The following is a 26,618-nucleotide window of genomic DNA, read 5'->3' on the forward strand; positions in this document are numbered from 1 at the left end:
GAGTGTGCGCATACGTGCTGGTCGCCGAGGACGACGAGATGCAGGCCGAACTCATCCGGCGTTCCCTGCTGTCGGAGGGCCACACCGTGACCGTGGTCCACGACGGACGGGCCGCCCTGGACGAGGCCCGGCGGTCGCGGCCCGACCTCGTCGTGCTCGACCTGATGCTGCCGGTGATCGACGGTTTCGGGGTGTGCCGCGCGCTGCGCGGCGACGACGACATCCCGGTGCTGATGCTGACCGCCCGCTCCACCGAGGACGACGTCCTGCTCGGCCTGGAACTCGGCGCCGACGACTACATGACCAAGCCGTACAGCCCGCGCGAGCTGATGGCCCGTATCCGCACGGTCCTGCGGCGCAGCGGCCGCACCGCCGAGGACCGGCGCGAGGACACCGTCGTCCGGGCGGCGGGTCTGTCCGTCGACCGGCTGCGGCACGAGGTGCGCTGCGACGGGGTGCCGGTGGAGTGCACGCCGGCCGAGTTCGAGATCCTGCTGGCGATGGCCTCCGAACCCGAACGGGTCTTCACCCGGCGGCAGTTGCTGCAGTGCACGCGGGGCTTCGACCGGTCGTCCACGGAACGGGCGATCGACGTCCACATCATGAACCTGCGCAGGAAGACCGAAGCCGATCCGCGCCGGCCCGTCCGGCTGCTGACGGTGTTCGGCTTCGGCTACAAGCTCAGTGGAGGCCGCGAGTGAGAGCCCGGATACCGGTGCACAAGAGGCTCCTGGTCCGGTTGCTCGTCGCCACCGTGCTCATCGCGCTCTGCTCGGTGGCGGCGACGGCCTGGCTCGCGGTGGAGACCACCACCCGGGCCATCCAGCAGGAGCAGGGGCAGGACCTCGCCGACGACATGCGCATCCTCGCCCGGCTCAGCGGATACGCCGCGACCCACCCCGACTGGAAGGGCGTCGAACCCTCGCTCCGCGCCCTGTCCCGGAAGATGGGCCGGCGCATCGCCCTCACCGCCTCCGACCGCTCCCTGATCGCCGACTCCGCGCCGCACGGCACCTCGCTGCCGCCGCGCGCCGCCGCCACCGTCGACCCGCTGCACACCGACACGTACACCGAACCCGGCGCGCAGCGCAGCGGCATCGACCCGCGGGTCGTCGGGCCCTACCTCCTGCCCGCCGCGGAACGCACCCGGCTGCAGAAGCTGGCCAGGGAGCGGCAGAAGTGCTTCGCCCTCTTCGGCGCCGTCAGGAGCCTGTCGACGACGCCGAGCGGCCGCCCCGTCCTCACCGACCCGGACGGCACCGCCTCCTCCGACTACGTGCCCGACAAGTGCGCCGACGGACGGCTCAACACCCCGACCGCCACCGAGAGCAGGGCCCTGAAGGACCTGATGGAGCGCGCCGACGACTGCCTGGGCGCCCGCATGGGCCGGGACCTCGAGGCGCCGTACTTCGGGGTCGACATCGAGGACCGCAGTCTCGCCTCCCGCTACGTCCTGGGCGCCTACGCGAAACTGGGCGACGAGGACGACGTACGAAAGGCGCGGTCCTGCACCGACAAGGCGCGCCGCGCCCAACTGGACCCGTACGTGGCGCCCGTGGCGGAGCTGTTCCTGGGCGGCGGGAACAGCATCGCGCCCCGCTTCGAGGTGTCGGCGGAGAACAAGACCAAGGTCGTCGGCGCCGCCGCCGCCGTCCTCGCCCTCACCGTCCTCGTGACGGCCGTCGTCGCGACCCGTCTGGTACGGCCCCTGCGCGCCCTGACCGAGGCGGCCCAGCAGCCGCCCGAACTGCACGTCCGGGTGCCGGTGACGACCCGCGACGAGACCGGCATCCTGGCCGAGGCGTTCAACGACCTGACCGAACGCCGGGAACGCCTGGAGGCCCAGCGCAAGGCCATGGTCAGCGACATCGCCCACGAACTGCGCAGCCCCCTCACCAACATCCGCGGCTGGCTGGAGGTCACCCGGGACGGGCTCGTCGACCCGGACCCGGCCCTGCTGGGCTCCCTGCACGAGGAGGCAATGGTTCTCCAGCGGGTCATCGACGACCTCCAGGACCTCGCGGCCGCCGACGCCGGCACCCTGCGCCTGCACCGCGAACCCGTGCGCGTCGACGAGCTCCTGGACCAGGTGGTCGCCGCCCACCGGGTCGCCGCCGACACGGCCGGGGTCGCCCTGCCCACCAAGGCCGCCGACGCCCTCTGGCTGGACGCCGACCCGGTGCGCATGCGCCAGGTGCTCGGCAACCTCGTCTCCAACGCGCTGCGCCACACGCCCGCCGGCGGCAGCGTCACCCTGACCGCGTGGCGCGAGGGCGACGACGTCGTGCTGACCGTCGCCGACACCGGCACGGGCATCGCGCCCGGGAACCTGCGTCACGTCTTCGAGCGCTTCTGGCGCGCCGACCAGTCCCGCAGCCGCCGCACCGGGGGCAGCGGCCTGGGTCTGGCCATCGTCCGCAACCTGGTCGCCGCCCACGGCGGCACGGCCGGGGTGACGAGCGAACCCGGCGCGGGCAGCGTGTTCACCCTCACCCTGCCCGGCACACCGGCACCGCCTGGCGACTGAGGACCCGGCCGGTTTTCCTCGCCCCGCGCGGGTACTCCGACGGCGCGAGGACGAAGAGGGAGGTCTTCTCATGAGTACACCGGACGGCCTGCCGGTCGTACACACCCTCGCCGAGCTCGCCGGCCTGGTCGAGGAGCGGCGCGGCCTGTACGTCCGCTGGTCGCGCGGACCGGCGATCGATCTCGCCGAGGTCTCCAGCAAGGACGACCTGACCGGCATCCCGCTGCCCGGCCTGTCCGCGAACCCGCTCGACGTCGCGGAGTGGTGGCAGGACCGGCCCGTGGAGCTGTGGGTGGCCCGGCGCCTGCACGACTACGGCCATCTGCCCCACGAGAAGGGCCCCGGCGTACGGCCGTGGCTCCTGGAGGGCAGGGAGGCGGGCCGCGGGCCCGACAACGAACCACTGGTGGCCGAGGTCGGGCCCGTGGGCTGGATCGCCCCCGGCGTCATCGACGAGGCGCGGGCGGAGGTGGCCCGACAGGCGAGTCCGTGGGGCCCGCTGCGCCGCACGGCCGGCTGACGGGGTGCGGGTTCACCCGGCGTTGCGACGGGAGGCCGCCCGCCGCTTGAGCGCGCGGCGCTCGTTCTCACCGGTTCCGCCCCACACGCCGATGGTCTGCCCGGTGTCGAGCGCCCACTGCAGACACTGCTCCTGGACCGGGCAGCGCCGGCACACGGCCTTCGCCTGCTCCACCTGCACCAGGGCCGGGCCGGTGGTACCGAAGGGGAAGAAGAGGTCGGGGTCCTCGTGGCGGCACGCGGCGTGCTCTCGCCAGTTGTCCATGAAAGTCACCTGCGATCTGATCGTGCCCTCGGGGATGCTTTACTCGTCTTCGGGTCACCTGTCGATGCGCCGGTGAAACAAGTCTTTGCCCGGAGCATGCACGGTCACTGCTCGCGCAGGCCCCACGGGGAGCCGTACTCGGTCAGCAGATCCAGGAACGGCCCGGCCGTGAACGCCTCGGGACCGAGGACGCCGGCGCCCGACCAGACGCCCGTGGCCAGCAGTTCCAGGGCGACGACCGGGTTGACGGCCGTCTGCCAGACCACCGCCTGACAGCCGTACTCGGCCATCGACCACTGGTTGTCGACCACGTGGTACAGGTACACCTCGCGCGGCGCCCCGTCCTTCACGCCCCGCACCCAGGTGCCCGCGCAGGTCTTGCCGTGCATCCGCTCGCCGAGCGTCGCCGGGTCGGGCAGGCAGGCGGCGACGACGTCCCGGGGGGAGACCGCCACCGGGCCGGCGGCGCTGCCCACGGTCACCGGGGTGGTGCTGTCCAGCCCCAGCAGGTGCAGCGTCCTGAGCGTGTCGATGAACTCGCGGCCCAGGCCGTACTTGAAGGTGACGCGGCGCGCGTCGACCCAGCGCGGTACGAGCAGCACCTCCTCGTGCTCCACGTTGACGCACTCCACCGGGCCGATGCCCTCGGGGAAGTCGAAGACCTCCGGTTCACTGAAGGGTTCCGTGGTGAACCAGCCGCGGCCGGCCTCGTAGACCACCGGCGGGTTGAGGCACTCCTCGATGGTGGTCCAGATGCTGAAGGACGGTGCGAAGTCGTAGCCGTCGACGGTGAGGTTCGCGCCGTCGCGGATGCCGATCTCCTCGATCTCGTCGAAGAGTTCGTCGGCGGCGTAGCGCGCGAAGACGTCCGAGAGGCCCGGCTCCACGCCCATGCCGACCAGGGCCAGCGCGCCCGCCTTCTCCCAGTCGTCGGCCTGCGCGAACTGCGCGTCGCCGAGCTTGACGCCGCACTCCCGGTGCGGACGCTCGGGGTGCGGCCGCGACAGGGACATCGCCATGTCGAGATAGGTGGCGCCCGCGGTGCGCGCCGCCCCGAACAGGGGCATCACGAAGCGCGGGTCGGTGGCGTTGACCAGGACGTCGCACGCGTGGCGGCGCAGCAGCGACACCACGGCCGCCTCGTCGCCGGCGTCCACGCGCTCGGCGCGGAACCGGCCCCCCGCCTCGCCGAGGGCGGCGACGGCCGCCTCGGCGCGCGCCGGGTCGTAGTCGGCCACCACCATCTCCTCGAAGAACGGCCGCCGGGCCGCGATCCGGGTGATGGCGGTACCGACACCGCCGGCTCCCACAAGCAGTACGCGCATGACTGAAACTCCTGACGGTCGAGGGCGAGGGCGAGGGCGAGGGCGAGGTCGGGGCCGGGGAGCCCCTGGCCGCAGATCCAACGCCGCCCCCTCGCGTAAGGTCAATGCCGTTGGCATAAGAGCGGCCGTACGAGCACGGGTACGGCCTGAACGGACGGCAGGGCGGCATGGCGAAACCGGTGGTGCCCGAGGACAAGCGGCGGCGGCGCCGGCCGACCAGGGGCGGCACGGTGCTGTCCGAGGCGCTGATCGTCGAGACCGCGCTGCGCATGCTGCGCGAACACGGGGGCGCCGGACTCACCGCCCGGCGCCTGGGTCTCGCCCTGGACGCGGACCCGAGCACGCTCTACCGGTACTTCCGGGGCATGGACGACCTGACGCTCGCCATCGGCGACGCCCTCATCGGCCAGGCCCTGGCCGGCTGGCGGCCGACGGGGGCGTGGCGCCCGGACCTGCGGGACATCGGGCTGCGCATCCACGGCGCGTACGTCGCCCACCCCCAGGCGGCCCTGCTGACCACCAGCCGGGTCACCGGCCGCGCCCACGAACTCGCCGCCGACGAGGCCGTGCTGGACGTGCTGCGCGGAGCCGGCTTCCCCACGCCGGACACCGTCCGCGTCTACCACGCCTTCATCGACCAGACCCTGGCCTTCGCCGCCCTCGACGCCGCCTCGCTGGCCCTGCCGTCGGCCGCGCAGCGCGCCGACGAGGAGATGTGGCGTTCGACCTACGCCCGGCTGCCCCGGGCCACCCATCCCCGGATCGCTGAGGCCGCGCCCCTGCTCGCCACCCGGATGGTCACCAGCGCCTATCCGACGGCCCTGGACATGCTGCTGGACAGCGCGGCGGCCCAGCTGGCGTCGCTCGGGTCCGCGTCGCGGTCCCGCTGAGCGGACCGGGTCCCGAGCGCCCGGCCTCGGCTGCGACAGTGACCCCGACAAACAAAGATGTAACGAGCAACCAGGAAGCCCGTGGACACCAGCGAGAGCAGCACACAACCGCGGCGGGAGGCGTCCCCCGCCGCCCCGGCGCCCGGGCGCGGATGGCGCCGCTGGGCCATGGACACCCGCCCGCTGCGCCGCCCGGCCTACCGCCGGCTGTGGTCCTCGACGATCGTCACGGCCGTCGGCAGCCAGCTCACCGCCGTCGCCGTGCCCAAGCAGATCTACGACATCACCGGCTCCTCCGCCTGGGTCGGCGCCGCCGGCCTCGCGGGCCTGCTGCCGCTGGTGGTGTTCGCCCTGTGGGGCGGCGCGGTCGCCGACAGCGTGGACCGGCGCAAGCTCCTGCTGATCACCAACACCGGGATAGCCGTCACGTCCCTGCTGTTCTGGCTCCAGGCGGTGACGGGCCTGGAGTCGGTGCTCGCGCTGATGGTCCTGCTCGCCGTGCAGCAGGCGTTCTGGGGCCTGAACGCGCCCGCCCGCAACGCGTCCATCGCCCGCCTGGTGCCCGGGGACGAGCTGCCCGCCGCGAACGCGCTGGGCTCCACCGTCATGCAGACCGGCCAGGTCGTCGGCCCGCTGCTGGCCGGCGTACTGATCCCGGTGATCGGCCTGCCCGAGCTGTACCTCATCGACGCGCTGGCCCTGTGCGTCACGGTGTGGGCGGTGTACCGGCTGCCCTCCCTGCCGCCGTCGGTCGCCGCGGCGGCCCGGCGGGCCGGACTGCGGGAGATCGTGGCCGGGTTCCGCTACATCGCCGCGCACAAGGTGCTGCTGCTGTCCTTCCTCGCGGACATCATCGCGATGGTGTTCGGCATGCCGCGCGCACTGTTCCCGCAGCTCGCCGCCCAGACGTTCGCCCCCTACGGCGAGGGGCTCGCGCTCGGTCTGCTGTTCGCGGCGATCCCCATCGGCGCGGTGGCCGGCGGGCTGCTCTCCGGGACCTTCTCCCGGGCCCGGCGGCACGGCTGGATGGTCATCGGCGCGGTCGTCGCCTGGGGTCTGGCCATCACCTGCTCGGGGCTGACCGGCAACCTGTGGCTCGCGGTGGTCTTCCTCGCCGTGGCCGGGGTCGCCGACATGGTGTCCATGGTCTTCCGCGGGGCGATCCTGCTGTCCGCGGCCACCGACGAGATGCGCGGGCGGATGCAGGGCGTCTTCACGGTCGTGGTGGCGGGCGGGCCGCGCCTGGCCGACGTGCTGCACGGGACCGCCGGTTCGGCGTTCGGGGCCCGCCCGGCGGTCGCCGGCGGCGGACTGCTGGTCGTCGTGGTCATGCTGGCCCTGGCCCTCACGGTCCCGGCGCTGCGCCGCTACCGCGTCTGACGTGCCGCCGGCCGCCCGCCCGCGTCCTGCCGGGTCTCCTACCGGCCGCCGCGCCGGTGCAGCGCGTAGTGCTCCATGAGCTTGCCCCGGGTCGTCTCCAGCCGGTGGGCGAGGATCTCGGCGACGCTCTGCATCAGCAGCATCCCGAGCTGCGGGTCCTCCTGGCACAGCGCGCGCACGGCCGCCGCGTCGAACTCGTAGGCGCGCACCGGGCTGAACGCCTCCGCGCCGAAGTCCCACCGGTACGGCGGGAACAGCCAGGACCAGCCGAGCAGGTCGCCCGCGCCCAGGCCCGCGACCGTGACCCGCTGCACCGCCGTGACCTGCTGGTCGAGGGAGACCGCGCCCGAGCGGATCACCCAGAAGCGGTCGGCCGTGCCTCCGGCCTCGAAGATGCGGGCGTCCTCCGGGAAGGCGACCTCCCGCCCGAGGGCCATCAGACGCTCCCGCTGCGGCGGGGGAAGGACGGTCAGCAGTTTCGTCGCTTTGGTCATGACGCGGGGCTCCTCGCCGGGACGGGTTCCGGTGCTTTCCCTACGCCCATTTCAGCGGCTGGCGACGTCCTGGGCACCTCGGCGGACACGACTGCGGCGCGAGGACCGTGCGAGGGCATGAAAAAGCCCTGGCTGGACGGGGGAGACCAGCCAGGGCCGTATGCGGTGGCGAACGGAGGACGGTACGGTCGACCCCGTGCCACGTATGAATGAACCGTAAACCATCTACGGGCCTCGTGCGTACCGAAAAGCCGGTCACGTGACCTGTTTCACTCCGGGCGCGCCGCTCTTGACTCCGGGCCCGACGTCGCCGCCCGGATCCGGGTCGACGGGATGGCGCGGTTCAGGCCCTTCCCGCCGACCGGATCCGAACGAAGGGCCCTAGCTTTCCGGCTCATGCCTGCCCGGGGTCAGGACCTCGTCCAGCACGCGCACCACGGCCTCGTAGGCCAGGCTTCGCACCGCCGCGTCACGGGCCTCCGCCGGATCGCCCTGCCGCAGCGATTCGCTCCGCGCCAGCCACTCCCGTTCCTCCTCCCGCGCGCAGGCCCTGGCCCGCTGGATGCGCCGCAACAGTTCGCCCGAGTCCACCACTTCGCTCATGGGATCCCGCCTACCCGCATATCCCGTCCGGATGGCTCGCGCCCGCCCGGGTGAGGAAACGTTTCAAGGTGCCCGGACAGGTGAGCCGGACAGGGAGGGTCCGCTCGGTCCGCCGGCACGGGACACCCGCCGAGGTGATCCGGCCGCCGAGTCCACACCCGCCCGCCCCCCGGACGCCGTGCCCGCCGGGTCGCTTCCCCCCACCACAGATCAGGGAGCTGAAGGAATGTGCGAGCAGCACAGGACCGAACTCACGAGTGACTCCTCGGCCGTGGCCCGGTGCGGGTGGCCGGGGCCCTGCAAACCCGCCGACGCGCGCAAGGCCGTGGAACAGGCCGCCGCCGAGCGCTGCCGCGCCACCCGCACCCCCTGCGACCCCGACGCCCTCTCGGACGCCCTGCTCGTCACCTCGGAACTGACCACCAACGCGATCCTGCACGGCGGCGGGGTCACGGACTTCCACGTCGACGTGGTGGGCCCCGGCCTGCGCGTCTGCGTGAGCGACGGCAGTGACCGGCCGCCGGTGGCGGTCGCCCCGCTCGACCCGCAGGGGCGCCGGCGGGCCGGCGGGCGCGGCTGGCCCATCGTGTGCCGGCTGGCCCGTGACGTCCGGGTCACGGACCTGCCCACCGGCGGCAAGCGGATCACCGCCTTGCTGCCTCTGTCCTGACGCCGTCCGGGCGCCACTCCCCGCGGATGACGTGCCGTCCATATGCGTCGGAACATATTTCGTGGCGAAGTGGAGTTTGCCCCTGCGGGTCAGGGGCAGACGCACATTCGTGCTTCGGACCGGAGGCGCCCCAGCGGGAGCAGTGTCACTGCCCCGGAGGACCTCCAGGCGATCCGGGCAGCGATCTTCCCGCGGCCAGTCCCTGAAACCACCGTTCAGGAGCGAATCCGCATGCTCATCGATTTGTCGACAAGCCATCCCGGCGCACCCGCCGAGCAGGCTTCCCCCCCACGGCGCCGGCACGACGACGCCCCCGACACCATGACCCTCTTCACCCGTCTGGCCGCACTCGAGGACGGGCCGGAGCGTGACGTACTCCGCGACGAACTCGTCACCGCCTGGCTGCCCATGGCCCACCGGATCGCCGGCCGTTTCCGCGACCGCGGTGAGTCCATCGAAGATCTCAAGCAGGTCGCGGCCCTCGGCCTGGTGAAGGCGATCGACCGGTTCGAACCGGAGCGGGGCGCCTTCGAAAGCTATGCCGTCCCCACCATCACCGGCGAGGTCAAGCGGCACTTCCGCGACCGGATGTGGGCCCTCAGGGTGCCCCGCCGTGTGCAGGAACTGCGCAACAAGGTCCGGATCGCCCGCCGCGAACTGACCCAGACACCCGGCACGCCCGAGCCGTCCAACGCCGACATCGCCGCGCACACCGGCCTCACCGAGGAAGAGGTCGCCGCGGGCATGGAGGCACTGGAGAGCTTCAGCACGCTGTCGCTGGACGCCGAGCTGTCGGCCGACGACGACGGCTACAGCCTCGCCGACACCCTCGGCGCCTCCGACACCTCCTTCGACACCGTGGTCGACCGCGAGGCCGCCAAGGAGGGGCTGCGCCGGCTGCCCGAGCGTGAGCGGGCCATCCTCTACATGCGTTTCTTCGAGGACATGACCCAGAGCCGCATCGCGGACCGGCTGGGCATCTCGCAGATGCACGTCTCGCGGCTCATCACCCGCAGCTGCGCCCGGGTCCGGGACGAGGTGCTGGGACAGCGCGGCGGCCGCCGCGACGGCGGACGGACGGTCGCGTGAAGGGCAGAGGAGCGGGCCCGACGCTGATCCCGCACCCCGGCTTCCTGCGCCGGCTGGTCGACGAGTACGAGACGCTGCGGGCCCAGGAGGCCGCGCGCGGAGCGAGAGCGCCGAGCACCCGTGCGAAGGACCTGGCCTACACGCTCTGCGTGTCGACCGGTACGCGCGAGGTGACCCAGGCCCTGGAAGCCGCCCGCGATCTGATCGAGGCGGCCACCGCGCCTGCCCAGGAGACCGCGCCGCTGGCCGACTGAGCGGCCGACCGCCCCCGAGCCGGGGCGGTCGTGAGCGGATGAGCAGCGGTGTGCCCGCGGGAGAGCGATCACGCAGAATCGATCGCCCGCCCGCGGGCACACCGCTGCCCTGCGCCGGCCCACGCCCCCGCGCGACGGGAGCGAGCCCCCGAAGCGCCGCGTGTGCGTCCCCGAACCCGGGGCATCAGCTCTCCGGGAGGCAGACATGAACACGCAAACCATGGCGCGGAACGGCCGGGGTAAGGCTCAGAGAGCCGCGAACGGTTCGGTCACGGAGGGCGCGGCACGGGCGGGATTCACCGCGCGCGGCGTGATCTACCTGTTGGTCGGAGTGCTCGCCCTGCAGATCGCCTTCGGGGAGGGAAAGCGCGAGGCGGACCGCAGCGGCGCCCTCGCCGAGATAGCGGACAAGCCCTTCGGGGCGGTCCTGCTGTGGGCCCTGGGCATCGGACTCGCCGGTATGGCCCTGTGGCGCCTGTCGCAGGTCTTCTTCGGCGCCGACGGACCCGAGGGCCGCAAGCCGCAGAAGCGGCTGCTGGCGGGGCTCCGGTTCGTCTTCTACGCCTTCGTCGCCTACTCGGTGCTGTCCTTCGCGGCCAGCCCCAGCAAGGGCGGCGGCGGTTCGAGCGACGAGCAGTCCCGGGACGTCACCGCCAGGGCCATGGAGATGCCCGCCGGGCAGTGGCTGGTGGGCGCCGCGGGCGTCGGGGTCGTCGTGGCCGGCATCTGGATCGGCGTCCAGGCGGTGCGCCGCAAGTACCAGGAGAAGCTCAAGCTCGCAGCGATGAGCTCGCGGACGCGACGGCTGGTCGACGTGACCGGTGTAGGCGGCGGCGTGGCCCGCGGAGCGGTGTTCGCGGCGGCCGGCGTCTTCGCCGTGCGCGCCGCGATCGACTACGAACCCGACAAGGCCAAGGGCATGGACGACACACTCAGGTCCTTCGCCGACACCCCGCTGGGGCCGTGGCTGCTGGTGTGCGTCGCGGCCGGTCTGGTGCTGTTCGGTCTGTTCTCGTTCGCCATGGCACGCTGGCGCCGGGTCTGAACCGGCCGCAGGCGGGGAACCCGAAGCGGATGAACGATTTCGAGCTTCCGTCCGACGGCCGGCCCGTGGACCTGTATCTCGACCTTCTGCGCCTGCGCATGGACACCGACGACTACCGGCTGCTGCTCACGGTCGTCGAACCCGTCCTGCGGGCGATCGACGAGCACCAGCTTCCCGCGCTGGACTTCGCCCTCGGGGACGAGGACGCCGACGGGCTGCCGCAGGAGGTCCGCGACGAGGCCGCCCTCGTCATCGCCACCGCGGTGACGGGGCGGCTGGACAACGAGGTGATCGAGCTCGACATCGACGAGACCGGCCCGATCAGGGTGGTCACCGATGCGGCGACGGCCTCCGATCCGGAACGTCTCGGCGAGATCGCCGACTACATCCGCGAACGCCACCGCACGAACGAGGAACTGCGGGGCATCGCCGAGGCGAGCGACCTGCCCACCGACCTCTGAGCGGGGCGCTGCCCGCTCATCCCCGCGGCGGCGGCGCCACCGGCACGTCCAGCGGCCGGGCCAGACCGGCCGCCGACTCGTCGAGGCGCTGCAGATGGCGCAGCACCCGGTGCGTGATCCGCCCGTGCCCGGTCGAGCCCCGGCCGTCCGGCTCCAGCAGCGAGGCGATGTTCGGCCCGGTCTCGATCCGGGCGCCCGCCTCGTCGTCGGCCACCCGCGCCGCGATCGCCCTGATGTTGTGCAGAATGCGCTGACCGGCCGGCCGCAGCCGCGGGTCCGCCGCGATCGAGGGCTTGCTCGGCAGCAGCTCGGCCGTCGCGGCCAGTGCCCGCGCGTGGTACGCGCAGGTCTCCAGCAGAGCCACCACATAGCGGGCGGTGGTGCGCCGGGCCCGCAGCGGAGTGACCGGATGCGTGAGTGGCTGGGTGGCGGCCCGCAGATCGGCCAGCGCCTGGTCGAGGTCCCGCGCCTTCTCGAGCAGATCGACCGCGGGACCACCGCTGAGCTGGTCCACGGCCCCCTCGGTGACGTCGGCGAGCCGGTCGAGGACGGTCACGAGGAGATCGTTGGTACGGCGATGGGTGTGCACCGGCAGCACGAACGCGGCCGCCACGATCCCGCAGGCCGCGCCCAGCGCCGTCTCCTCCACGCGCAGCACGAGCACGGACAGGCTGTAGGTGTGCAGCAGGGTGTAGAGCAGCCCGAGGGCCGCCGTGACGAAGAACGACATCAGCGTGTACGACAGCGGCGCCGAGTAGAACATCGCGAAGACGAGCAGCAGCACCAGCGCGAACGCCGTCCACGTGTGCTGTCCCACCAGCCCCGCCAGCACGATGCCGGCCACCACCCCGAACACGGTGCCCAGCAGCCGGCGGTAGCCCTTGACCAGGATCTCGCCCGTCGAAGCCGTGTTGATGAACACGATCCAGCAGGTCAGCACCGCCCAGTACCAGCGCTGGCTGGAGAGGAACTCACCGCCGACCATGGCCAGCGCCGAGCCGACCGCGACCTGTACGGCGGCGCGCGTGGTCGGCCGGTCCAGACCCGCCTCCTCCGCGTCCGGCGCGCTCTCCTCACCGGCGTCGATGGCCGCGTCCTCGGCGTCGAGCTCCTCGCGTGAGCGGGCGGTCGCCGGGGTGTCGTCCGACTCGTCCTGCGGCCCGTCCAGCGCGATGCGCAGCCCCATGACCGCGCGGGCCAGCTCGCCGATCCCGCGGAAGACGTCCTGGACGGCGCCCGGGGCGGACGGCAGGTTCTCGGCGTCGCGGTAGCCCAGGAGCCGGTTGCGCACATGGGACAGCGCGGTCCCCGCGTCCCGGCCCACCGGCCGCAGCACCAGCAGGCGAAGCGCCGCCAGATCCCGGCGCAGCGTCTCCGTCGCCTCGTCCCGCACCGGCAGCCGGTTCCCCGAGGGGGCGGGCGCGCCCGGCAGGTGCAGGGTCAGGGTGTCGGCGCCCCGGGCGCTGCGCGCGCTCAGCAGCAGCAGGCCCAGGCGTTCGGCGGCGATCTCCGCGTCCGCGATGCGCCGCTGCACGAGCCGTGCCGTGGCCTCGTCGGCGGTCCCCTCCTCCAGCCGGCCCTGGATCAGCATGGCCGTCTCGTGCAGCCGGGCGGTGCCTTTGCGGACGTCCTTGAGGGCGTCGTCCACGTCGTCCGGGCCGGCGTCGAGGAGGTCGAGCTGCGCGGACACCAGTTGGGCCAGCCGGGCGCGGAACGCCTCGCGCAGCCGGTCCAGGATGCCCGTGGGTGTCTCCCGGACGAGCACGAAACGGGTGAGCGCGCTGCTCAGGAAGGCGACGCCGATCGCGCCGTACAGCCGGGGCAGTCCCGGCACTCCGGCGCCCACGAACAGCGCCATGAAGTAGATCTGAAAGCCGATCAGGCCGAGGGCCGTGCCCCGTTCGCCGAACCTGCGGGCGTACACCGCGCAGAAGATGAGGGCGACGAAGAACAGGTCTCCGGCCAGGACACGGGAGTTGAGCAGTGCGGCCAGCGTCACCGAGGCGAACGCCACCGGCAGACCGAGCGCCAGGGTCACGGCCTGCCGGGCGCGCTGCTTCTCCCGGATGGCGAAGGTCGCGACCATCGCCGCGATGGCCCCCGCCACGAGGTGGGAGACATCGGCCCGCAGCAGGGAGAGCACGGCCAGCGTGAGGGCGATGGCCGTCACGGTCCGCAGACCCGCGGTCAGCCGCAGGAATCCCGGATCGGACGCCGCGAGGGCGTCGCGCATCCGTGCCCGGACCGATCGTCCCGCTTCCTTCACGCCGCCGTACTCACTCCCGCTTCACGTCATGATCCCTGTCCAGCATGGCACGGTACGGTCCGGCGTGATCACCCGCCCTCGTGCCGGCCGGAGGTCTCAGGGCTGCGGCGCGCGGCTCTCCTCGACGTGGGCCCGCACCTGGTCCGGCGTCAGATACGAGTCGGTGTACTCGAAGTCCCGGAGTTTGGCGGGTTTGCGGGCCTGGAAACCGGTGCGGACGAAATCGTCCCCGGCGACCGCGTTGAGCATCCAGTTCGTCAGGACCCGGGTCTTGGCGACGTTGGTGCGCAGCGCCGACCAGTGGTAGCCGCGGGCCACGGCCTGGGCGGGCAGACCGCGCAGTTCGATGCCGAGCGGCTTCGACACGGCGTCCTTGCCGCCGAGGTCGACGACCAGGCCCAGGTCCTTGTGGACGTACGGCGCCAGCGGGCGGCCGCGCAGCGCCGCGATGACGTTGTCCGCGACGTGCCGGCCCTGGCGCATGGCGTGCTGCGCGGTGGGCGGGCAGATCGCGCCCTCCTGGTCCTTGGCCTCGTCGGGCACCGCGGCCGCGTCACCGAGCGCGAACACGCCGTCGTGGCCGGGCAGGTTCATCTCGGCGGAGACCGCGAGGCGTCCCTTCACGGTCTCGGCGCCGAGCGTCGCGATGAGCGGGCTCGCGACGACGCCGGCGGTCCAGATCAGGGTGTGCGTCGGCACCACCCGCCCGTCGGTGAAGGTGACCTCCTCGGGGCCGGCCTTCGCGATGGAGACGCCGAGCGAGATCTCGATGCCGCGCTTGCGCAGCACCTCCTGCGCGCTGCGGCCGAGCTTGTCGCCCAGTTCGGGCATGAGCTTCGGGGCGACGTCGATGAGGTGCCACTTGATCAGGCGCGGGTCGAGGCGGGGGTAGCGCTTCACCGCGGCGTGCGTGAGGCGCTGGAGGCACGCGGCCGTCTCGGTGCCCGCGTAGCCGCCGCCGACCACCACGAACTGCAGGCGCGCGGCCCGCTCCGCCTCGTTCTGGCTGGCGTCGGCGAGGTCGAGCTGCGAGATGACGTGGTCGCGGATGTAGGCGGCCTCGGCGAGCGTCTTCATGCCGAACGCGTGGTCGGTGAGCCCGGGGATGTCGAAGGTGCGGGTGATGCTGCCGGGGGCCAGCACGATGTAGTCGTAGGGCTCGTTGACGATCTCGTCGGTGATGGTGCGGATGACGCAGACCTTCGCCTTCAGGTCCACGCCGATGGCGCCGCCGGGAATGATGCGGGTGCGGTACTTCCGGCTGCGGCGCAGCGAGACGGCGATGGACTGCGGCGTCAGCACGCCGGAGGCCACCTGGGGCAGCAGCGGAAGGTAGAGCTGGTAGGCGAACGGCGTCACCAGCGTGACGTCGGCCTCGTCGGGGGAGAGCTTGCGTTCCAGACGTCGAACGCAGTCCACTCCGGCGAAGCCAGCGCCAACCACCAGGATCCTGGGTCGTGTCACGGTGTCCATCCCTTTCTGCGGCTCCAGGCGGTCTGCCTCGGACGACATGCGCCTGCCCGTGGATCGCTGCTTCGCACCTCATCGATCCCACCGCTCCGCCGGCCGTCCCGCCGGTGGCGTGCGGCAGGCAGACGAACCCGTCGACCACCACCATGCCCGCCCGGCGCGCGAAACGCACCGGGGCGACTCCGATTGCGCCCGGCCGGCGGGGCTCTAGAGTGCTCGCCATGGGGGAGACAGAGCCCGCTTCGGGATTCCGTACGCAGAACATCGCCGCCGACCGGGTACCGCAGTTGGTGGCCGCCCTGGACGCCCAGGAAGCCAACGTGGGCGTACGGCGGCTGCGCGCCTGGGCGCACGAGGCGCTGGCCGTCCGCCCGGGTGACCGGACGCTCGACATCGGCTGCGGGACCGGCTCGGAGACCAGGGCGCTGGCGGACGCGGCCGGCCCGCGGGGCACGGCGCTCGGCGTCGAGCCCAACCCGGGGCTGCGCGCCGTCGCCGAGGAACGCGCCGCCCGGGCCGGCAGCGCGGCCCGCTTCACCGACGGCGACGCCCTCGCGCTGCCGGCCGCGGACGCGTCGGTGGACGTGGTGTGGTGCGAACGGGTCTTGCAGCACCTGTCGGAGCCGGACCGGGCGGTGGGGGAGATGCGGCGGGTCCTGCGCCCCGGCGGCCGGATCGCGCTCCTCGACACCGACTGGGTCACCGCGATCCTGTACCCGGGCGAGCCGGAGGTCGTGGCCGCGCTGTTCTCCGGGACACTCACCGGGGCGGCCAACCCCCACGCGGGGCGGCGGCTCGTGGGCCAGCTGAGCGCGGCCGGGCTGGAGGTCGACGACCGCGGCGCGCAGGCCCTGCTGCAGGACCACCGTTCGGTGGCCTGGCCCCTGGTGCGCATGCTGGGGGAGTCCGCCGTGCGCCGCGGACTGCTCACCGAGGCACAGCGGGACCGCGCCTACGACGATCTGGCCGCGGCGGCCGAACGGGGGGCGCTGCACATGTCGGTGACGATGTTCGGGGTCGTCGCCCACCTCCCGGGCTGAACGGGGCCCGGTGCGCGCGCCGGGTCAGAAGGAGGCGGCCGCGGCCGGCGCGGGCGCGGGCTTCGTCGCCCCGGAGTGGATGTGGCACAGCAGCAGGCACACGTCGTCGTCGCGTTCGGAGTCGCTCAGCAGCGGGTGCAGGAGCCGGTCGGCGGAACCGTCGAGGTCCTCGTCCAGTTCCGCCGACCGGAACGAGCCGAGCGCCCCCGCCAGCCGCCGGATGCCCGGGTCTATGCCCTGGGCGCGCCGCTCGACCAGCCCGTCCGTGTACAGCGCCAGCGTCGAGCCCGGCGACAGACGCACGGTGTGGTCGGCGATCTCCTGGCGCAGCGGGATGCCGAGCATCGCGCCGGGCTTGGCGTCCAGCGTGCGTACCCGACCGTCCGGGGTGCGCAGCACCGGCGGGGGATGACCGGCCGCCGCCCAGGTCAGCGTCGGGTCCTCGGGGTGGAAGCGGGCGATGACGGCGGTGGCGTACAGATCGGGCTGCAGATGGTGCAGGAAGACGTGCAGCCGGGTGAGCAGCTGGCCGGGGCTGCCGCCGTCGACCGCGTACGCGCGCAGCGCGGTGCGCAGCTGGCTCATCATCACGGCCGCGTGCAGCCCGTGCCCGGTGACGTCGCCGATGACGGTGATCAGGCTGCCGTCGGGCTGGCGGAAGGCGTCGTACCAGTCCCCGCCGATGTTCAGCCCGTGGGTCGCCGGCATATAGCGGGCGGCCAGATGCAGGCCCGGCGTGGTGGGCAGGTCCGTGAGGAGGGCGCGTTGCAGCGTCTCGGCGATGTCGCGGCTGTGCTCGAAACGCCGTGCGTTGTCGATGGCGATGCTGGCCCGCCGGGTGAGCTCGATCAGCATGACGGCGTCGTCCGGGTCCCAGCTGCCACCGGGCGGTGTCAGCGTCAGCACGCCCAGGGGGGTCCGGTGGGTCGGCAGCGGCACGCACAGCAGGGGCCGGCCGGGGTCCGGAGCCGACGGCGGGTGGTCGTCCACGCCGGGCAGGCCGCCGGGGTGGTCGGCCGCGTACTGCGGACGCCCGGTGCGGGCGGCCCGCACGGCGGCCGCCGGACGGGGGGACGGGTGGCGCTTGTCGTCCCCGTCGAACAGCCATACGTCGACGCTGCCGGCGTACTCGGGCACCAGCAGCTCAGGGAGCAGGCGCACGATCTCGCCGTGGTTGAGGGAGCTGGTCAGCGCGGCGCTCGCGTCCGCCAGGAACGTCAGCCGTCTTCGGGCGCTCTCCGCCTCCTTGCGGGCCGCGTGCTCGGCGGCGAACGCCTCCCGCTGTGCCCGTCCGGCCGCGTCGAGTTCGGCGTGCAGGGCCAGCACACCCTGGTTCGTCTGGTGCAGCTCCTCGCGGTGGAAGGCGACCAGCTCCTCCTGCACGGCCAGTTCCGCCAGCACCAGGGCGGTGTCCTCGTCGGCGCCGAGCAGGGCCTCCGCCAGGAAGTCCGGGTCCGCCGCCACCGTGTCGCCGGGCGCGGTGTCCGGCGCCTCGGGGCAGCCGACGCTGGTCCGCCACGGGGGTACGGCGCCGGTGCCGGCCGGCGGGCTCACCTCGGCGGTCAGCAGCGCCTCCCCGTCTGGCGCGGCGGTGGTCTCCAGGGTGAGCAGCCAGGTGCCGCCCTTGGTGAGGCACTGCCGCAGGTGCGCGCTGAGCGCGGTGGCCAGGCGGGCGCGTTCCCGGGCCGGCACGCCGCAGGCGGCGGCCAGGCGGGCGGTGGCGATGCGCGCCCGGGCCGCCTCGGTGACGGTGCTTATCGGCCAGGTGCGGGTCATGGGCGGTCCGGCGGGGTCGGGGCCAGGACGGCCACGGCGGTGTCGTCGCGCACCGGCCCGGCCGGACTGCTGGTGTCGCGGACCGTCACGGCGGCGATGACGGCCGGGTCGGCGGACAGCAGAGAGCGGTCGGACGGCGGGGCCCAGCGGCTGGGGAGGCCGTCGCTGTGCAGGATCAGCAGCCGGTCCCCGGCCCACCGGCCCTGTTCCTCGCGCAGGGTCGTGGGGCGGTGCACGCCGACTATCCCGGGCCGCGACAGCAGGGAGCGCCAGGTGCCGTCCTCGCGCAGCCGGGCCCCGATGTTGCCGACGCCGGCGAACCGCAGCACCCCCGCACGCGGCTCGACCTGGGCCAGCGCGACCGCGGCACCCCGGGTGCCGTGCAGCGCCCGGTCCAGTTCCCGCAGGGCTTCGCCGGGCGGGAGGTGGGCCGAGCGGCGCAGCGCCTCCACCGCGGCCGTCGACGCGCGGGCCGCCTCGGGTCCGTGCCCCAGCCCGTCGGCGAGCATCAGCGTGACCCGGTCGTCCGACCGCACGCAGACCCACGCGTCACCCGAGTACTCGGCCCCGGCGAACGGGATGTTGATCCCGCCGGCCCGTACCGCGGCGGCCGGGGGACGCACACCACGCCGGCCCGTCTCGCCGATCCGGGCCAGGGCCACCGTCCCGCGGCCGGGGGCGCTGTGCAGCTCGAAGTCGTCGGCGACCCGCCGGCAGGTGCCCAGGCCCGCGCCGAGCGAGCACGCCGTGGAGAAACCGTCGCGCGCCGCGGCGGCCACGTCGGCCATGCCCCGGCCGTGGTCGACCGCGGCGATCTGCACGCAACCGCCCGCGTCCCGGCCGTCAGCCGGCACCGGCGGGGTCACGACCTCGACCAGCAGATGGCCGCCGCCGGCGTGTTTGAGCAGGTTGGTGGCCAGCTCGGTCGCCACCAGGCCGGCCGCCGTGACCCGCGCCCCGCCGAGCCCGGCGAGGCCGGCGGCGGCCTCCGCGGCCACCCTGGCGTCGCGCACCCGGGTCGAGTCGTGCACGGGGACGTCCCACACGCGGGGCATCAGCGCTCCCCCCGGGGGGCCGGCGGCGCGGCCGTCCAGGAGGTCACCGTGACCGTCGTACCCGATCCGGGGGTGCTGTCGATCGTGAACTCGTGCACCAGACGGCGTGCTCCGCCCAGCCCGAGGCCGAGGCCGCCACCCGAGGTGTAGCCGTCGCTGAGGGCGCGGTCCAGGTCGGCGATGCCAGGCCCCTCGTCGGTGAAGGCCAGACGCAGACCCTGGGCCCGCGCGGTGTCCACCCGGGTCGCCTCCATCAGACCGCCGCCGCCGTGCACCAGGGTGTTGCGGGCCAGTTCACTGGCCGCGGTGACCAGCTTCGTCTGCTCCACCAGGCCGAAGCCGAGCAGGGCCGCGGCCTGCCGCACGTGCTGGCGCACCCAGACCAGATCCGTGTCGGAACGGATCGGCAGACGGGCCTCGACGCCCGCGGACGTGCGTATCACGGGCTCTCCTGGCGGTGGCCGCCGGAGCGGGACGACGGCGCGGGCCGGGTGAGGAGCTCCATGGCCGCCTCGGCGCTGAGCGCGGTGCGCAGGCCGGGCAGCGTCAGGCCCAGCTCCACCAGGGTGATGGCGACCGCCGGCCGCATGCCGGCCACCACGGTCCGCGCGGCCAGCAGCGAGGACTGCGCGGCGATCTCGGCGAGTACCCGCCCGAGGAAGGAGTCGACGATCTCGATGCCCGAGATGTCGATGACCACGCCCCTGACCCGGCTGCCCGCGATGGTCTCGCTCAGGTCCTGCTGCAACCGCTGTGCCGTGTTGTCGTACAGGTCCCCCTGGAGGGTGACCAGGAGGATGTCACCGAGCCTGAGTACCGGCACCGGTCCCGCTGCGGGGAGCGAGAGGTGGTCGTTCATCTGGGTTCCGCACTGCCGGGCGCCGCGCTGACGATGTTCGCGCCCAGCTGGTGCAGCGCGTAGGCCAGGGCGTCCGCCAGGCTCGCCCGGGTCACCACCGTGCCCAGATCCAGGCCGAGGTGGACGATGGTCTGCGCGATCGCCGGGCGGATGCCGGAGACGACGCACTCCGCGCCCATCAGGCGGGCGGCCGCCACCGTCTTCATCAGGTGCTGGGCCACCAGCGAGTCGACCGCCGGCACGCCGGTGATGTCGAGGATGGCGAAGCGGGCGTGCTGGTCGACGACGGCTTCGAGGAGCGTCTCCATCACGACCTGGCTGCGCGCGCTGTCCAGTGTGCCGATCAGCGGGACGGCCACGATGCCGTCCCAGAGCTTGATGACCGGGGTCGCCACCTCCAGCAGCTGGATCTGCTGCCGCTCGATGAGCGCGTGACCCTCGCTCAGCGCGGTGTCCAGGACGACCAGCCGCAGCGTGCCGAGCAGCACGGTCAGAGCCGTCACGCATTCCCTCACCTGGTCGGCCGAGGCGTCCGGCAGGTCGGCGACGAGCAGGTCCAGTGCCGGGGGCCGCAGGGCGTCCACGTCGTTGGAGACCTGGGCGGTGGTGAAGCCCGCCCGGGAGCGGGCCGCGCCCATCCGCCCCAACTGCTCGCGGACGACGGTGAATCCGCCGGCGTCGGGGTCCTGCACCCGGCCCTCGTCGGCGACCTGGGCCAGCGCGTCGACGACGACCCTGCCTGCGTCCACGGCCTCGTCGCGCGAGACGGTGAACACCGAGCGGAACAGCGGCTCGTCGGCCCACCGCTGGGCGATCTGCTCCCGGCGGCGGCGCAGGAACGCGCCGACCTCCCGGGTCGGCGCCCCTTGCTGGTCTGTCACTTCGTGCTCCGGCACCTGCTTGACTCCTCGGTCGCGTTGCTGGCACCGAGCCCGCCATAGCAACGAGACGGCGATGGAACTCTTGCCGGATGACAACTCTATCCATGGCCCGACCTCGTACGACACCATCCGTGGGAATTGACACAGTCGGGTGGGAGGCCGGTCGGCGGGACCGCCGGGGGCGGGCGATTCCGGAATCGCCGTTCGTGCCCTGGCCAGGTCGTGCCGGACCCCGTCTACGGGACGCCGGACAGCGTCGCGTTCTGTTCCCCGAACCAGTCGAGACACACCACGAGCGCGTCGTCGTCGGGCTCCAGCCCGCCGGGGGCGGCGCCCAGTTCACGCAGGACGGCTGCCGGGGCCTCGGCCGCGGGCAGCAGGCCGGTCGAGGTGACCGCCCGGGCCAGCCGCGCTCGCAGGGCTGCTCGCCGCCCTCCGGGGTGGCCGCGCAGACGCCGTCACTGACGAAGGCCAGCCGGTCGCCCGGCTCCAGGGAGAAGTCCTGGGCGACGTAGTCGGTCTCCTCGAACATGCCCAGCGGCAGCTGCGCGTCGAAGTCGACACTCGCCACCGTACGGTCGCGCAGGCGCAGCATCTTCGGGGAGCCCGCGTCGACCACCTGCATGCGTCCGGTGGGCAGTTCGACGTCGACCAGCAGAGCGGAGAGATACGCCTCGCCGCCGTAGCGGGCGTGGATCGCCTGGTCGGCGAGCGCCGCCTGGTCGGCGAGGGGGATGTCGGCCCGGCGCGCGTTGCGCAGGGCGCTGACACCGAGGTTGGTCAGCAGCGAGGCCTCGACGTCCTCACCCATGCCGTTGGCCAGGTACAGCGTCAGGCGGTCGGCGGAGGCGGACCAGTCGAAGGTGTCGCCGAAGATCGCGTAGGCCGGCTCCAGCTGGGCGCCCACGGCGTACTCGGGCCGGGCGGACGAGCGGGGCCGGAGCAACTGCCACTGCATCTCGGCCGCCAGCGTGAGCCGGTCGGTGCGCCGGGCCCGCTGGTACAGGTCGGTGTCGCGCTCGGCGACCACCACCTCGTGGCCCAGCGCCTGGGCCACCTCGGCCAGTTCCGCGAGCTCCGCCGCGGCCGAAGCGGCGGAGGCGAACGTCACGGAGAGCACACCGAGACGGTCACCGCGCGCGGTGACCGGCAGATGGACGCGGACCCGGTCGCCGTCGAGCTCCTCGACGAACGGCTCCTGCGCGCCGAACGCCCGGCCGGCCGCACTCCCGTGCACGGGCAGCGGCTGCGTGGGCGCGTCCGCGGCGCCGCCCACGGGCTGCAGCACGGTGAGCGCGTAGTCGGCCAGGCGTATGTCCGCGGCCTCGGCCGCGTACTGACCGCACAACACTTCCCGGACCGCCGCGGGCAGCTGGTCCGGGGCCGCGGAACGCAGAGCGCGCTCCGCGGCGATGAGTCTCTTCATGATCTTCGTCCCATCCGATCCGTGCGACGCGGTGACGCGGACGCCGTGCCACCGTCCCCGTGACCTGACTTCTTTCGGTAAGCCTGCGAGAGTGTCCCCGTGACGTCCTCCTCCGCGCGCCCCCGTCCTTCCGAGGTGGCGCGTGTCACGTCACAGGCGGCCGAGCTGCTGGAAGTGGTGTGGGGCCGGGCCTCGACGGCGCCGGTCTCGCCCTCCCAGCTGCGCGTCCTGTTCATCCTGGAGCACAACGAGGGCATCAACCTGCGCACGCTCGCCGACGCCCTGGGCTCCACGCCGCCGTCGACGAGCCGCCTGTGCGACCGCCTTCAGGCCGTGGGCTTCGTGGAGCGCAGGGCGGCCACCAGCCGCCGGGAGCTCCAGTTGCACCTGAGCCGGCGCGGCGAGAGCTTTCTGGCGGGGCTGCGCGCCCGGCGCGAGTCCGCGCTCCAGTCGGTGCTTGAGCAGATGCCGGCCGTGCAGCGCTCGGCCCTGCTGCGCGGCCTGGAGGCCTTCTGTGCCACGGCCGCCGCGCAGATCCACGGCGACGACACCTACGACGCCCGGACCGCGTGACCCCCCACGCGGCTGCCGGGCCGCGGCGGGGCCCAGCGCCGCGCGGGCCGTCCGCCGCGAAGTCCTCCGGCTCCGGGCCGCCCGGTCAGACTCCCTGCCCTTCGGGCGTCTGCTGCATGTGGTCGACCAGCGCGAGCGCGTCCTCGACGCTGTCCGACACCGGAACCGTGATGCTGACACCGGTGAGGTCGAGTATCCGGCGCACGGCGGGCGCGGGCGCGATGATGTGCACGCTGCCCGGCAAGCCGCGCGCCTCCTGGTAGACCCGCAGGATGATGTTCATGCCGGACGAGTCCATGAAGGGGACACCGGACAGGTCGAGCAGGAAGTGCCGTCGGCCGTGGTGGAGCTGGTTGGCGAGGTGGTGCTGGAACTCCGTCGCCGTGTCGACGTCCAGGTAGCCCGTGACCGTGACCTGGGCCACGTCCTCCCGGGGCAGGGTGACCTCGACGGACAGAGGGTTCTGGGAAAGGGACATGAGTACCTCCACGAATGCTGACGGCCGGGGCTGAAGACCCCTGCGAGTGACTTCGGTGCGGACGGGTCCGGCGGTGGTCCGTGATCAGTCTGCCGACGGTTCCCACCACAGGCGGGCGGGCGGCCCCGCCCCCGAGTCCACGCGGCGCGCCGCGGGCTGCGGTCTCATCTCGTCCCCTCACTTCCGGGTGCCGGCCGGTGTCTCTCACCGCGCACCCGCGTCTACCCCCGAATCTCCACGGCATGCACGGCCCGGTCACCTCCGGCATGTTCGCCCCGTGCGTACGCGTGTGACACGGTGGGAGGAGCGCGACCGGCCCGGTATCGGGCCGTCACCCCCCCCGGAAGGGGGTCACCACGACGGGTGTTCACGTCCTGCTGTGCCCGGACGGCACCGCGGCGACGATGAGGGTCCACTCCGACATCGACGACCAGACCGGGCCGGACATCGAGTCCGCGGCCGACGCACTGCCGGCCACCGTCCGCGACCTCACTCTCGGCCTCGGACCCGTCGTCTTCGTGGACAGCGCGGTCCTGCACCTCATCGGCGGCATGCAGCGGTCGGTGGAACGCGACGGCGGGCGGCTGCGGGTCGCCGGCCTCGCACCCCAGCCCCGCAGGCTGCTCCGGCTCGCCGGCGACCTGTGGCCGGAGGTGGGCTCGGAGGAGTACCTGCGGGCCTGCTGACCCGCGGACGTCCGGCCCCGCGGTGCGGACGCCGGAGCGGCCCCGGGAGGCCGTGCCCGTGAGGTCGGGCCCCAGACCAGACCTACGAGACCCGGATGCCCACGATGCACGTGTCGTCGTCCGTGTCCGACTTGCTGTAGGTGAGCAGCCGGTCCAACTGGTGGTCCAGTGACTTCGGCGCGCTGCGGGCGGTGGCCAGCAGATGCGTCAGCGACTCCTCCACGGAGCGGTCCCGGCGCTCGATCAGACCGTCGGTGTACATCAACAGGGTGTCCTCGGGCGCCAGTTGGACCTCGTCCTCCTCGTACACCGCGTCGGGCAGCGCCCCCAGCAGCATCCCCTTGACCAGCGGCAGCGGCGCCGCCTCCGCGCCCCGCACCAGGACCGGCGGGAGATGACCTGCCCGGGCCCACCGCAGGGTGCGCCGGTCGGGGTCGTACAGACCGCAGGCCGCCGTGGCGGTGACCGCGCCCGTCAGATGGTGGGCCACGATGTTCAGCCACGACAGGAGCTGTCCCGGCCCGGCGCCGGTCACCGCCAGGCCACGCAGCGCGTTGCGGAGCACCACCATGCTGGTCGCCGCCTCTATGCCGTGGCCCGCCACGTCACCGACGCACAGCAGCACGTTCCCCGTCGGCAGGACGACGGCGTCGTACCAGTCGCCGCCCACGAGCTGCTCGGTCTCCGCCGGCCGGTAGCGGACGGCCACCTGGAGGGTGGGCACCTGCAACGGCGTCTGCGTCGGCGGCATGATGGCGTGCTGCAACTGGAGGGTGAGCCGGTCGCGTTCGGCCGACTGCTGCTCGCTGTGCGCGAGTTGGTCCCGGGTGGCGGCCAGGGCCACCTCGGTCCAGTGCTGGGATGAGATGTCCTGGTAGGCGCCCCGGATCACGAACAGCCGGTCGTCGGTGTCCAGGACGGGCTCGGCGACGACCCGGATGTGCCGGGTGACCCCGTCGGGCCGCTGGAGCCGGAAGGCCGCGGAGGCCGGCCGCCTGTGGTGCAGCAGGGTGCGCAGGAACCGGCGGATGGCGACGGCGTCGTCCGGATGGGCGTGCGCGGGCAGCTCCTCCAGCGGCACCGGGGTGCTGGACTCCGAGCGGCCGTACAGGTCGAAGAGCTGACCGTTCCAGGTGATCTCGCTGGTCAGCAGGTTCTCCTCGAAACCGCCGATCCGGCCCAGACGCTGGGCGTGCTGCAGCAGACTGGCGAGCCGCGCCGTCTCGTCCTCGATGCGCCACAGCAGCAGCACGCTCGAACCGTGCCGGCTGACGCTGATGTCCGCGACCGCCGACAGCGCCACCTGGTCGACCAGCGCGGTCAGGTTCATCCGCCGGGCCCGGAACGGCTCACCGGTGGCGTACACCCGCTCGACCTGGTGGAACAGCTCGCTCTCCCCGGCGGCCATCGGGTAGGTCTCCAGCAGCAGCGCGCCGTTGACGACGGCCCGGGGCCGGCCGGCCGGGTCGAGGAACCGGTTGTTGACGTGCTGGATGCGGAAGTCGACGAGGTTGCCGAAGTCGTCGACGTGCGGCACCAGCACCAGGGCGGGGTCGTGCAGCCCGTCCGCCAGGTCCATGAGCTCCGCCGCGTCCGGCATGATGCGGGGCTCCTGCGCGGACTCCTCCGGCAGGGTGTGCGTCTCCAGGGTGTGCGCGCACAGTTCGGCCAGCGCCTCCACCTGCCGGACCACCTGCGGCGGCTGCGGCTCCAGCGGCCCCGCCCAGACGATCTCCAGGACACCGTGTATGCGTCCGCCCGTACCGGCCGGCAGGGCGGCGCGACCGCCGTCCGGGTTCCGCTGCCGGCCGATGCTGGGCAGGCCGGTCGCCGACAGCGAGGTGTGCCACTGCCCGGTGCGCTCGGTCAGGCAGCGGCGCGCCACCGTCGCCACGTCCGGCGGGACGTACCGCCAGCGCTCCGCCTCGGCCGGCGAGAAGCCGGCGCTGCCCGCCAGGGTGAGGGAGCCGTCGGAGCCCGCCGACCAGACGGCCACGGCCACCGCGCCGAGCGGCCGCAGCGCCTGCTCCAGCAGGGAGTCGGCCACGGCCTGGGCGTCGTTGGCCGCCAGCGCGCCGCTCTCGGCCGCCCGCAGCCGTACGGCCGCGGACTCGTCCGCCGGATCGCCCTCGCCCTCCGCGGCCGCGAGGAAGGCGTCGGTCACCTCGGACATCCGGTCCCGCGCGGCCTGGTTGATGACCTCGACCGCGAACTCCAGCGGTGTCACCTTGGCCTGCTCGGTCAGCTCGGCCAGCTGCCGTGCCGCCTGCGCCGGCCCGCACTGCAGCCGCTCGACCAGGATGCCCTTGGCGAGTTCGATCAGGGCCCGCCCCTCGGCCTCCGCCTGGGCCGCCCGCACCTCGCGGCGCAGCCGTTCCACGGTGGCCGCGAGCCGGCCCACGGACGTGTTGAGGGCCGTCTGCTCCTCGTCCGCCCCGCCGGCGCCGTCCGACGGTTCCTCCGCGGCGGCGGGGTCGGCGTGCGGCTCGCCGCCGGGGGAGGACCCGGCCGGCAGGGAGCCTGCCTCACCGTCGGCGGTGTCGCTCGGATGCTCGGAGTTGCTCACAGTGCGAAGGCTCCTCGGCT

At 73.5% G+C, this 26,618-nt stretch carries 26 protein-coding genes and 1 pseudogene; 13 read left to right on the forward strand and 14 right to left on the reverse strand.

Annotated elements, in window-relative coordinates; genetic code table 11:
• Positions 1-2: 2 nt before the first annotated feature.
• The 3 genes from ABZT03_RS22710 (at position 3) to ABZT03_RS22720 (ending at position 3,047) form a co-directional block, all read left to right on the forward strand.
• Positions 3-701, forward strand: coding sequence for a response regulator transcription factor (locus ABZT03_RS22710; RefSeq protein ID WP_356042001.1), 699 nt, complete (start codon positions 3-5; stop codon positions 699-701).
• The gene (locus tag ABZT03_RS22715; RefSeq protein WP_356042003.1) at positions 698-2,527 is read left to right on the forward strand and encodes a HAMP domain-containing sensor histidine kinase; all 1,830 of its coding nucleotides are present in this window, start codon (positions 698-700) and stop codon (positions 2,525-2,527) included. Before ABZT03_RS22710 ends, ABZT03_RS22715 begins: the two co-directional genes overlap by 4 nt.
• 70 nt (positions 2,528-2,597) lie before the next feature.
• Positions 2,598-3,047, forward strand: a complete 450-nt coding sequence (locus tag ABZT03_RS22720; RefSeq protein WP_356042005.1) for a DUF6098 family protein — start codon at positions 2,598-2,600, stop codon at positions 3,045-3,047.
• A gap of 12 nt (positions 3,048-3,059) precedes the next feature.
• Here the strand turns inward: ABZT03_RS22720 and ABZT03_RS22725 are convergent, their stop codons facing one another.
• Positions 3,060-3,311 carry a WhiB family transcriptional regulator gene (locus ABZT03_RS22725; RefSeq protein WP_356042007.1) on the reverse strand — a complete coding sequence of 84 codons (252 nt, stop codon included), beginning with the start codon at positions 3,309-3,311 and terminating at the stop codon, positions 3,060-3,062.
• Positions 3,312-3,415: 104 nt separating this feature from the next.
• A complete protein-coding gene (locus ABZT03_RS22730) occupies positions 3,416-4,636 on the reverse strand; it encodes a saccharopine dehydrogenase C-terminal domain-containing protein (RefSeq protein WP_356042009.1) in 1,221 nt (406 codons plus the stop codon).
• Positions 4,637-4,803: 167 nt separating this feature from the next.
• Between ABZT03_RS22730 and ABZT03_RS22735 the strand changes: the two genes are divergently transcribed.
• Both ABZT03_RS22735 and ABZT03_RS22740 read left to right on the forward strand, forming a co-directional pair.
• Positions 4,804-5,526 (forward strand): helix-turn-helix domain-containing protein, encoded by a 723-nt coding sequence (locus ABZT03_RS22735; protein ID WP_356042011.1) that lies wholly within the window; start codon positions 4,804-4,806, stop codon positions 5,524-5,526.
• 81 nt (positions 5,527-5,607) lie between these two features.
• A complete protein-coding gene (locus ABZT03_RS22740) occupies positions 5,608-6,906 on the forward strand; it encodes an MFS transporter (protein WP_356042013.1) in 1,299 nt (432 codons plus the stop codon).
• Positions 6,907-6,944: 38 nt separating this feature from the next.
• On the opposite strand, the gene ABZT03_RS22745 is transcribed toward ABZT03_RS22740, so the two are convergent.
• On the reverse strand, positions 6,945-7,400 hold the full coding sequence (locus ABZT03_RS22745) for a cyclic nucleotide-binding domain-containing protein (RefSeq protein WP_356042014.1): 456 nt from the start codon (positions 7,398-7,400) through the stop codon (positions 6,945-6,947).
• Between the two features lie 381 nt (positions 7,401-7,781).
• Positions 7,782-8,003 carry a hypothetical protein gene (locus tag ABZT03_RS22750; RefSeq protein ID WP_356042015.1) on the reverse strand — a complete coding sequence of 74 codons (222 nt, stop codon included), beginning with the start codon at positions 8,001-8,003 and terminating at the stop codon, positions 7,782-7,784.
• 226 nt (positions 8,004-8,229) lie between these two features.
• Here ABZT03_RS22750 and ABZT03_RS22755 point away from each other — a divergent pair, with 226 nt between their 5' ends.
• From ABZT03_RS22755 to ABZT03_RS22775, 5 genes are all read left to right on the forward strand, one after another.
• Positions 8,230-8,673 (forward strand): ATP-binding protein, encoded by a 444-nt coding sequence (locus ABZT03_RS22755; RefSeq protein WP_356042017.1) that lies wholly within the window; start codon positions 8,230-8,232, stop codon positions 8,671-8,673.
• Positions 8,674-8,904: 231 nt separating this feature from the next.
• A complete protein-coding gene (locus ABZT03_RS22760) occupies positions 8,905-9,762 on the forward strand; it encodes a SigB/SigF/SigG family RNA polymerase sigma factor (RefSeq protein WP_356042019.1) in 858 nt (285 codons plus the stop codon).
• Positions 9,759-10,016, forward strand: a complete 258-nt coding sequence (locus ABZT03_RS22765) for a DUF5133 domain-containing protein (RefSeq protein ID WP_356042020.1) — start codon at positions 9,759-9,761, stop codon at positions 10,014-10,016. Before ABZT03_RS22760 ends, ABZT03_RS22765 begins: the two co-directional genes overlap by 4 nt.
• A 205-nt stretch (positions 10,017-10,221) precedes the next feature.
• Positions 10,222-11,061 carry a DUF1206 domain-containing protein gene (locus ABZT03_RS22770; protein ID WP_356042022.1) on the forward strand — a complete coding sequence of 280 codons (840 nt, stop codon included), beginning with the start codon at positions 10,222-10,224 and terminating at the stop codon, positions 11,059-11,061.
• Between the two features lie 29 nt (positions 11,062-11,090).
• On the forward strand, positions 11,091-11,522 hold the full coding sequence (locus ABZT03_RS22775; protein ID WP_356042024.1) for a hypothetical protein: 432 nt from the start codon (positions 11,091-11,093) through the stop codon (positions 11,520-11,522).
• A 16-nt stretch (positions 11,523-11,538) separates the two neighbouring features.
• Here the strand turns inward: ABZT03_RS22775 and ABZT03_RS22780 are convergent, their stop codons facing one another.
• Both ABZT03_RS22780 and ABZT03_RS22785 read right to left on the reverse strand, forming a co-directional pair.
• A complete protein-coding gene (locus tag ABZT03_RS22780) occupies positions 11,539-13,755 on the reverse strand; it encodes an FUSC family protein (protein ID WP_356042025.1) in 2,217 nt (738 codons plus the stop codon).
• Between the two features lie 129 nt (positions 13,756-13,884).
• Entirely contained in the window at positions 13,885-15,261 is a 1,377-nt protein-coding gene (locus ABZT03_RS22785; RefSeq protein ID WP_356042067.1) for an NAD(P)/FAD-dependent oxidoreductase, read from the reverse strand.
• 218 nt (positions 15,262-15,479) lie between these two features.
• On the opposite strand from ABZT03_RS22785, the gene ABZT03_RS22790 reads away from it, so the two are divergent.
• Positions 15,480-16,298: a methyltransferase domain-containing protein gene (locus tag ABZT03_RS22790; protein ID WP_356042027.1), complete on the forward strand. Its 819-nt coding sequence runs from the start codon at positions 15,480-15,482 to the stop codon at positions 16,296-16,298.
• A gap of 24 nt (positions 16,299-16,322) precedes the next feature.
• Here ABZT03_RS22790 and ABZT03_RS22795 read toward each other — a convergent pair whose 3' ends face one another.
• The 6 genes and pseudogenes from ABZT03_RS22795 to ABZT03_RS22820 all read right to left on the reverse strand — a co-directional run bounded on the left by ABZT03_RS22795 (position 16,323) and on the right by ABZT03_RS22820 (position 22,295).
• Positions 16,323-18,074 (reverse strand): SpoIIE family protein phosphatase, encoded by a 1,752-nt coding sequence (locus tag ABZT03_RS22795; protein WP_356042029.1) that lies wholly within the window; start codon positions 18,072-18,074, stop codon positions 16,323-16,325.
• Positions 18,071-19,129 (reverse strand): SpoIIE family protein phosphatase, encoded by a 1,059-nt coding sequence (locus ABZT03_RS22800; RefSeq protein ID WP_356042031.1) that lies wholly within the window; start codon positions 19,127-19,129, stop codon positions 18,071-18,073. The genes ABZT03_RS22795 and ABZT03_RS22800 overlap by 4 nt, the downstream gene beginning before the upstream one ends.
• Positions 19,129-19,569, reverse strand: a complete 441-nt coding sequence (locus ABZT03_RS22805) for an anti-sigma regulatory factor (RefSeq protein ID WP_356042069.1) — start codon at positions 19,567-19,569, stop codon at positions 19,129-19,131. The genes ABZT03_RS22800 and ABZT03_RS22805 overlap by 1 nt, the downstream gene beginning before the upstream one ends.
• Positions 19,569-19,988, reverse strand: coding sequence for an STAS domain-containing protein (locus tag ABZT03_RS22810; RefSeq protein WP_356042033.1), 420 nt, complete (start codon positions 19,986-19,988; stop codon positions 19,569-19,571). The genes ABZT03_RS22805 and ABZT03_RS22810 overlap by 1 nt, the downstream gene beginning before the upstream one ends.
• Positions 19,985-20,884 (reverse strand): STAS domain-containing protein, encoded by a 900-nt coding sequence (locus ABZT03_RS22815; protein WP_356042035.1) that lies wholly within the window; start codon positions 20,882-20,884, stop codon positions 19,985-19,987. The genes ABZT03_RS22810 and ABZT03_RS22815 overlap by 4 nt, the downstream gene beginning before the upstream one ends.
• 221 nt (positions 20,885-21,105) lie before the next feature.
• Positions 21,106-22,295, reverse strand: a pseudogene (locus ABZT03_RS22820) (PP2C family protein-serine/threonine phosphatase).
• 99 nt (positions 22,296-22,394) lie between these two features.
• On the opposite strand from ABZT03_RS22820, the gene ABZT03_RS22825 reads away from it, so the two are divergent.
• Complete coding sequence (locus tag ABZT03_RS22825; protein ID WP_356042036.1) at positions 22,395-22,868, forward strand: MarR family transcriptional regulator; 474 nt, start codon at positions 22,395-22,397, stop codon at positions 22,866-22,868.
• An 85-nt stretch (positions 22,869-22,953) separates the two neighbouring features.
• Here ABZT03_RS22825 and ABZT03_RS22830 read toward each other — a convergent pair whose 3' ends face one another.
• Positions 22,954-23,346, reverse strand: coding sequence for an STAS domain-containing protein (locus ABZT03_RS22830; protein WP_356042037.1), 393 nt, complete (start codon positions 23,344-23,346; stop codon positions 22,954-22,956).
• A gap of 404 nt (positions 23,347-23,750) precedes the next feature.
• On the opposite strand from ABZT03_RS22830, the gene ABZT03_RS22835 reads away from it, so the two are divergent.
• Entirely contained in the window at positions 23,751-24,032 is a 282-nt protein-coding gene (locus ABZT03_RS22835) for an STAS domain-containing protein (RefSeq protein WP_356042039.1), read from the forward strand.
• An 82-nt stretch (positions 24,033-24,114) separates the two neighbouring features.
• Here ABZT03_RS22835 and ABZT03_RS22840 read toward each other — a convergent pair whose 3' ends face one another.
• Positions 24,115-26,598, reverse strand: a complete 2,484-nt coding sequence (locus tag ABZT03_RS22840; protein ID WP_356042041.1) for a SpoIIE family protein phosphatase — start codon at positions 26,596-26,598, stop codon at positions 24,115-24,117.
• Between the last annotated feature and the right edge of the window lie 20 nt (positions 26,599-26,618).

Origin of the sequence: Streptomyces sp. NPDC005574 (genome assembly GCF_040605435.1) — a bacterium.
Classification (GTDB): domain Bacteria; phylum Actinomycetota; class Actinomycetes; order Streptomycetales; family Streptomycetaceae; genus Streptomyces.